Below are 6304 nucleotides of genomic sequence, written 5' to 3'. Positions count from 1 at the left end.
CGGGTGAAGGCCGAGATCAGCAGGCCCAGGCTGGTGGTTGCCAGCAGGTAGGCCACGCCGCCACAGGCCAGGGCCAGCATGCTGCCCTTGAGCGGTACGGCGAACAGCCATCGGTTCATTGCAACCAGCAGGGCCAGGTTGACCAGGCTTACGGCCAGGTAGGGCAATTGCTTGCCCAGCAGGAATTCCAGGCGGGTGAGGGGTGTGGCGTAGAAATTGGTGATGGAGCCGAGTTCTTTCTCGCGGACGATGCCGAGCGCCGTGAGCATGGCGGGTATGAAGGCCAGGATCAGCGCCATCACACCGGGGCCGATGGCGTTCACGCTGACCACGTCCTGGTTGTAGCGCAAGCGTGTTTCCAGGCGCACCGGGGCCTGGCGTGGCTGAGGCTGTGGGCTGGCGGTGGCCAATTGCTCAAGGTTGGCCTGGTGCACGGCTTCGACGTAGTTGCGGCTGGTTTCGGCGCGGAACGGCATGCCGCCATCGAGCCAGGCTGCCACCACCGGTTGGCGCCCGGCGTACAGGTCGCGGCCAAAGCCGGGCGGGATCTCCAGGGCCAGCTTGATTTCCGAACGCTGCAGCCTCTGGTGCATGTCGCGGCTGTCGCGGATAGCCGGCTGCTCTGCAAAATAGCGCGAGCCGCGGAAGGCTTCGAGGTAGGCCCGGCTTTGCGGGCTCTGGTCCTGATCGTGTACGGCGAACGCGAGGTTTTCCACATCCAGTGAAATGCCGTAGCCGAAAATCACCATCATGAACAGTGCACCCAGCAGGGCAAAGGCCAGCCGCACCTTGTCGCGCAGCAACTCCTTGCCCTCGCGGCTGGCCACCGCCAGCAGCCGGCGCAAGCTGAAGCCCCGGCGCAGGGGGGGCGCGGCCGTGGCAGCCTGCTCCAGCACGGTATTGCCGGTGGCTTGTGGCGCGAGGTCCTGGGCTTGTTCCAGGCAGCGCACGAACGCGTCTTCCAGGGTGCTGCCCTGGTACTGGCGTTGCAGGGCGTCAGGCGTGTCGCAGGCCAGTACCCGGCCGGCGTGCATCAGCGAAATGCGGTCACAGCGCTGGGCCTCGTTCATGAAGTGTGTGGAGAGGAAGATGGTCACGCCCTGTTCGCGCGACAGCTCGACCAGCAGGCGCCAGAAGTCATCTCGGGCAGCCGGGTCGACGCCGGAGGTTGGCTCATCGAGGATCAGCACTTCAGGCCGGTGCAGCACCGCGACCGCCAGTGAAAGACGCTGGCGCAGGCCAAGGGGCAGGGCAGCGGACGGTTGCTCGGCGATGCCGGCGAGGTCGAAGCGTTCGATCAGCTCATCGATGCGCTGGGCGCTCTCGGCCTTGGGCAGGTCGAACAGGCGGGCATGCAAGGCCAGGTTCTGCCGGGTGCTGAGTTCGCCATACAGCGAAAAGCTCTGCGACATGAAACCGACCCGCTTGCGCGTGGCCAGGTCACTGGCGTCCACCGGGCGGCCCAGCAGGCTGGCGCTACCCTCGCTGGCCGGCATCAGGCCGGTGAGCACTTTCATGGTGGTGGTCTTGCCGCAGCCGTTGGACCCCAGGAAGCCGAAGATCTCCCCGCGGCCGATGGCGAAGCTGACCTTGTTCACCGCAGTGAAGTCGCCAAAGCGCAGGGTCAGGTCGTGGGCCTCGATGGCGATCGGGCCATCGGTGGCCGGGCGCGGCGGGATGACCAGCGGCGGGTGTAGCGCCTTGCCCGCGCCCTGGTAGTGGGTGAAGGCGTCGTCGAGCTTGCCGCTGGGGGTGACCGCGGCAAGTTCGTGGCTGGGGCCTGCGGCCAGCAGGCGGCCGCCATCGAGCATCAGGCAATGTTCGAACTGCTGCGCTTCTTCCATGTAGGCGGTAGCCACCAGCAAGGTCAGCTGCGGGCGCTGCGCGCGCACCTGTTCCACCAGTTCCCAGAATCGCCGCCGCGACAGCGGGTCGACGCCGGTGGTGGGCTCGTCGAGGATCAGCAGGTCCGGCTCGTGGATCAGCGCGCAGCACAGGCCCAGCTTCTGCTTCATGCCGCCCGACAGCTTGCCGGCCGGGCGCTCGGCAAAGCGCAGCAGGTCGGTGGCTTGCAGCAGGTTGGCCATGCGCTGCTCGCACTCGCTGCGGCCCAGGCCGAACAGGGTAGCGAAAAAGCGGATGTTCTCGCTGATCGACAGTTCCGGGTACAGGTTGTTGCCCAGCCCTTGCGGCATGAACGCGACTTTCGGGTACAGCGCCGCGCGGTGGCGCCGCTGGCGGATTGAGCCACCCAGCACTTGCAGTTCGCCGGCTTGCAGGCGTTTTACCCCGGCGATCAACCCCAGCAGGGTCGATTTGCCTGCCCCGTCCGGGCCGATCAGCGCGCAGCGTGTGCCTGCAGGCAGGCCGAAGCCGAGGGTATGCAGGGCGACCTGGTCGCCGTACTGGTGGCGGATGCCCTCGGCCAGCAGTGCCGGGGCGCTCATTGCAGGTTAGCCGGCCAGTCCACCTCGGCCGTGCGTACATAGCCGGCCCCCGGCATGCCCGGCTTGGCCTGCGGTACGGCACCGGGGTCGCTCAGCCGCAGCTTCACCCGAAACACCAGCTTCTGCCGCTCGTCGCGGGTTTCCACCTGCTTCGGGGTGAATTGTGCCTTGGCCGCGACAAATGCCACCTTGGCCGGCAGGGCGCGCTCTGGCAGGGCATCGAGCACAATCCGCGCCTGGTCGCCGACGGTCAGCTGGCCGCTGGTGGAGGCGGGCAGATAGAGGTTCATGTACTGGTCGCTCGGGTCGATCAGCATCAGCACACGACCCCCGGCACCGAGTACCTCGCCGGGTTCGGCCAGGCGCAGTTGAATGATGCCGTTGATTGGCGCGCGCAGGCTGCTGTCGTCGATTTCGCTGGTCAGCTGGGCGACCTGGGCTTCGGCGGCGCCGATGGCCGCCTTGATCGCGGCCAGTTGGGCGCGGGCAGCGACCACGCCAGCGTTGGCCGTATCGAAGCGCGCCTGCTGCTGGTCGAGCAGTTGCTGGCTGGCGTATTTGCGTTGGAAGATTTCGCGCACGCGCTTGAGCTCTTGGCTGGCCAGCAGCAATTCACTTTGCCGCAGTTGCACGCTGGCCTGGGCGGCGGCGTAGTTTTCCCGGGCGCGGAGCACTTCGGCTTCGGCCTGGGTGCGTTGGGCCTCCATGGTGCGGGTGTCGATACGGGCAAGTAGCTGGCCGCAGGTTACGCTATCGCCCTCATCGACCAGTACTTCGGCCAGGCGGCCGGGGATTTTACTGGCGATCTGCACCTCGGTGGCTTCGAGGCGGCCGTTGCCCATGCTCAGGCCTTCGGGCAGCTGGTCGTGGAGCGACTTCCAGTACCCCAGCCCTCCGGCTGCCACGAGCAGGGCGAGCAGCGCGGTGGCGAAGATTCGGGGGGCGTATCGGCTCATCGTTGTGCATCCTTGCGCATGTCCACAGGGGATCATGGACTGCGGGCATGGATTGCGTATTGATGTCGGTCAAGGCGGTGAGTGCGGGTGATGCTCGGCTTGTCGGCGATCAGCCCCGGCACGGCTCCAACGAACCTGGCCCCGATTTCACCGCAACGCGACGACCACCGCCCACTGTTCGGCCGTTACCGGCATCACCGACAGCCGGCTGCCCTTTTGCACCAGCGGCAATTCCGCCAGGCCAGCCTGCTGTTTCAGCCAGCCCAGCTCCAGCACCCGCGGGAACGTTTGCACATGGGCCACATCCACCGCGCTCCACGGGTTCTTGTCGGGGGTGGCCTTGGCATCGTGATAGTGGCTCTGCGGGTCCAGGGCTGTCGGGTCCGGGTAAGCAGCGCGAGTGATTCTGGCAATACCGGCGATCCCGGGCTGTGGGCAACTGGAGTGATAGAAGAAAAACTCGTCACCAACGCTCATCGCCCGCAGAAAATTGCGTGCCTGGTAGTTGCGCACGCCGTCCCAGCGCGTTTCACCCAGCCGGCCAAGGGCTTCGATAGAGAGCTCGTCGGGCTCGGATTTCATTAGCCAGTAGGCCATGGATGCTGCTCCTGAAAAGGTTTGAAATAACCTGTTGCACGAAACCGACAGCCGGTTGGCGTCAAGGTTTGCGTGTGGGCGCAGGTTGTCGGAAAATGCGCCCCGTTTAAAGCGCGATGCGCCGGCGGTACCCAGAATATCGCCGAGTACAAAACAGTTTGCCTGGGGGGCAATCTTCAATGAATCAACGTAAAAAGCCGGATCTGCTGTGGATCCTGGTGTTCATCTTCGGCCTGGGTGTGGTCACTACCGGTTATGCGCAAGGGTTCTGGGAGCGCAAGCTGGACGACGCCTATCAGATGCCGGTCGACGCCAGCCAGCCACACCGTTGATACCCCCGCTGGCGCCGCTCAACGCGGTGCCAGGTACCAGTCACGGTCCGACACCGTGCCCTGCAGCGGTACGTCCCAGCTGGCCTGCGCCAGCCGTTCGACCTTCTGGCATTCATGCGCCAGCCCCAGCAGCAAAGGTTTCTTCCAGGTCTGGCGACGTGCCTGGTAGGCCAGGCTGCGATCGTAGAAACCACCGCCCATACCCAAGCGACCACCCACTTCGTCGAAGCCGACCAGCGGTAGCAGGATCAGGTCCAGCGCCCAGATCGGGCGCTGGCGCTTGCGGTCGGTAACCGGCTCGGGGATACGAAAGCGGTTGGGCTTCAGCTTCTCGCCATGCTCGAAGCGCTGGAACACCATGCGCGTCCGCGGCCAGGCATGCAGCACCGGCAGGTAGGTGCGCTTGCCGCGGCGCTGGGCTTCGCGCATCAGCAGGCAAGGGTCGATTTCGCCGTCGTTGGGCAGGTACAGGGCAATGTGCCGGGCGCGGCGGAACAGCGGGTGCTGCGCCAGTTGGCGGTACAGACCAAGGGTGGCCTGGCGTTGCTGGGCAGGGCTGAGGGCGCGGCGGGCATTGCGGAGCAGGCGACGGAGCTGGGGACGTGTGAGCGGCGCGGTGTCGGTCATGGCACGATCAATCCCGGATGTGCTGGCCGACAGTGTCGGCCAAAACGAATTGCCCGCCGAGGGGGCGGGCAAGGAATTCAGGCTCCCCGATAAGACCGCTATCGGTGTAGCCCTTGAACCCGAAAGTTCAAGGTGGAGATTGCAGGGGGCGTTAAGGCTTTCCGTCGGGCGGACATGCACACCGGCCCCAGCGTGCAACCCCCGTGGTTGTGCGTATCGGCTCAGGGACATAACCGACTGGCGCATCCACCAGGGAGTGGCGCCAGTATACCAATCTCAGCCGATTTTGGTATCCGTGTCGTCGGACAAAGCCTTGTCGACCCGATCCAGCAGGTCGCGCACCTGTTCACGGTTGGTGTTGCTGACCGGCGCATCGGCCCGGTCTTCCTGGCGGTGGAGCATTTCGTGGGTGATGTTCAAGGCGGCCATCACCGCAATGCGGTCAGCGCCAATCACCTTGCCGCTGCTGCGGATTTCGCGCATCTTGCCGTCCAGGTAGCGCGCGGCGCTGACCAGGTTGTTGCGCTCTTCCGGCGGGCAGATGATCGAGTATTCCTTGTCGAGGATCTGCACGGTGACGCTATTGCTTGAACTCATGAGTCTTGCTCCAGAGCCTTGAGGCGTAAAATCATCGACTCGACTTTACGCTTGGCGATCTCGTTCTTTTCGATGAGGTGGGCGCGCTCTTCGCGCCAGGATTTTTCCTGAGCTACTAGGAGTGCATTTTGCCGTTTTAGTTGCTCGACGCGCTCGATCAGCAACTCGAATCGGCTCATCAGTGCCTGCAGGTCGTTCTCTTGCGTAGGTTGCACTCGATTCGCTCCGTCGTTCAGTCACCTGGCGATGATGCCTCTCCCTGGGCGGCGACGGCCAGTGCCGATGGTCTTGGCGCGCCTGCCGGTGCTAGGATACAAGGTCTCCATTCTAGTCATTGCGCCGTCTGGCGCCTAGCAGACCATGCCCAATACCCAATCGCCCTACATCGCCTTCGCCATGCTGCTTTCCAGCAATGGCCACCCTGTCACCCCTGCCGAACTGCACGGCCTGCTGATCGGCCGCAGCTGCGCCGGTGCCGGCTTCGATGCCGATGCCTGGCTGGCCGATGCTGCCCAGCTGCTGGAAAACGAACCCGGTGACGCCGTGCGCAACGCCCTCATCGGCCTGCAGGAAATGGTCAAGGGCGAGCTCACCAGCGACGACATGGCGATCGTCCTGCTGCTGCCTACCGATGACGCCGCACTGACCGACCGCGCCACCGCGCTGGGCCAGTGGTGCCAGGGCTTCATTACCGGTTTCGGCCTGAACGCCGGCGGCAAGGACTTGTCCGACGAGGCCAAGGACGTGC

The 6304-nt window shown here is 65.0% G+C and carries 8 protein-coding genes and 1 other RNA gene; 2 read left to right on the top strand and 7 right to left on the bottom strand.

Going from position 1 to position 6304, the window contains the following annotated elements; genetic code table 11:
• From rbbA to HP546_RS03155, 3 genes are all read right to left on the bottom strand, one after another.
• Positions 1-2447: ribosome-associated ATPase/putative transporter RbbA (gene rbbA, locus HP546_RS03165; protein WP_172219515.1), on the bottom strand; the 2447-nt coding region annotated here is incomplete at its 3' end.
• The gene (locus HP546_RS03160) at positions 2444-3403 is read right to left on the bottom strand and encodes an HlyD family secretion protein (protein WP_172219513.1); all 960 of its coding nucleotides are present in this window, start codon (positions 3401-3403) and stop codon (positions 2444-2446) included. The genes HP546_RS03160 and rbbA, both read right to left, overlap by 4 nt.
• A gap of 147 nt (positions 3404-3550) precedes the next feature.
• Positions 3551-4000, bottom strand: a complete 450-nt coding sequence (locus tag HP546_RS03155; protein WP_172219511.1) for an EVE domain-containing protein — start codon at positions 3998-4000, stop codon at positions 3551-3553.
• Positions 4001-4179: 179 nt separating this feature from the next.
• Between HP546_RS03155 and HP546_RS03150 the strand changes: the two genes are divergently transcribed.
• Positions 4180-4332 (top strand): hypothetical protein, encoded by a 153-nt coding sequence (locus HP546_RS03150; protein ID WP_172219499.1) that lies wholly within the window; start codon positions 4180-4182, stop codon positions 4330-4332.
• An 18-nt stretch (positions 4333-4350) separates the two neighbouring features.
• On the opposite strand, the gene HP546_RS03145 is transcribed toward HP546_RS03150, so the two are convergent.
• The 4 genes from HP546_RS03145 to HP546_RS03130 form a co-directional block, all read right to left on the bottom strand.
• Positions 4351-4959: a 5-formyltetrahydrofolate cyclo-ligase gene (locus HP546_RS03145; protein ID WP_172219497.1), complete on the bottom strand. Its 609-nt coding sequence runs from the start codon at positions 4957-4959 to the stop codon at positions 4351-4353.
• Positions 4960-5038: 79 nt separating this feature from the next.
• Positions 5039-5218: non-coding RNA, 6S RNA (gene ssrS, locus HP546_RS03140), on the bottom strand.
• Between the two features lie 17 nt (positions 5219-5235).
• Positions 5236-5556, bottom strand: coding sequence for a cell division protein ZapA (locus HP546_RS03135; protein WP_172219495.1), 321 nt, complete (start codon positions 5554-5556; stop codon positions 5236-5238).
• Positions 5553-5735, bottom strand: coding sequence for a TIGR02449 family protein (locus HP546_RS03130; protein ID WP_029886233.1), 183 nt, complete (start codon positions 5733-5735; stop codon positions 5553-5555). The genes HP546_RS03135 and HP546_RS03130 overlap by 4 nt, the downstream gene beginning before the upstream one ends.
• A 181-nt stretch (positions 5736-5916) precedes the next feature.
• Between HP546_RS03130 and HP546_RS03125 the strand changes: the two genes are divergently transcribed.
• Positions 5917-6304, top strand: a 388-nt coding sequence (locus HP546_RS03125; protein WP_172219493.1) for a UPF0149 family protein, incomplete at its 3' end; no start/stop codon positions are given.

Origin of the sequence: Pseudomonas sp. CM25 (assembly GCF_013179705.1) — a bacterium.
Classification (GTDB): domain Bacteria; phylum Pseudomonadota; class Gammaproteobacteria; order Pseudomonadales; family Pseudomonadaceae; genus Aquipseudomonas.
This window is presented reverse-complemented; position numbering and strand designations above follow the sequence as displayed.

Bases quoted from the DNA above. Each gene is read 5' to 3' on its own strand.
- HP546_RS03160 (WP_172219513.1), bottom strand. From the start codon at position 3,403: ATGAGCCGATACGCCCCCCGAATCTTCGCCACCGCGCTGCTCGCCCTG.
- HP546_RS03155 (WP_172219511.1), bottom strand. From the start codon at position 4,000: ATGGCCTACTGGCTAATGAAATCCGAGCCCGACGAGCTCTCTATCGAA.
- HP546_RS03150 (WP_172219499.1), top strand. From the start codon at position 4,180: ATGAATCAACGTAAAAAGCCGGATCTGCTGTGGATCCTGGTGTTCATC.
- HP546_RS03145 (WP_172219497.1), bottom strand. From the start codon at position 4,959: ATGACCGACACCGCGCCGCTCACACGTCCCCAGCTCCGTCGCCTGCTC.
- HP546_RS03135 (WP_172219495.1), bottom strand. From the start codon at position 5,556: ATGAGTTCAAGCAATAGCGTCACCGTGCAGATCCTCGACAAGGAATAC.
- HP546_RS03130 (WP_029886233.1), bottom strand. From the start codon at position 5,735: ATGAGCCGATTCGAGTTGCTGATCGAGCGCGTCGAGCAACTAAAACGG.